This is a genomic window from Psychrobacter sp. S1-30-MNA-CIBAN-0213 (genome assembly GCF_040309845.1).
Classification (GTDB): domain Bacteria; phylum Pseudomonadota; class Gammaproteobacteria; order Pseudomonadales; family Moraxellaceae; genus Psychrobacter.
The window spans coordinates 1-277 of the sequence record NZ_JBEOPE010000057.1; the positions used below are offsets into that span (position 1 = coordinate 1).

A 277-nucleotide genomic window follows, 5' to 3' on the forward strand; every position below is an offset into this window, starting at 1 on the left:
GGCTTTACCTTTGCTCCTGCCAATGTTGATGAAAGAGCGGTTGCCCCAGAAATCACCACTCATATTCATGGGCTGCTTGGCGCTGATAAAGGGTATATCAGCCCTAGTCTGACATCGTACTACGACGCTCAAGGCGTGGATTTACAAACGCCACTCAGAGCCAACATGAAAGAGGATAGACCCAAACCTGTGGTAAGGCGGCTAATGAAAGCACGCCGTATGGTTGAAACAGTCATTGGTCAGCTATCAGAACGATTTAATATACAAAGGGTACGAG

General features: G+C 47.7%; 1 protein-coding gene. It reads left to right on the top strand.

All coding sequences use genetic code 11. The annotated features are described in order from the left end of the window. A partial coding sequence (locus AAEY87_RS13940) for a transposase (RefSeq protein ID WP_350657603.1) occupies positions 1–277 on the top strand: 277 nt, incomplete at both ends.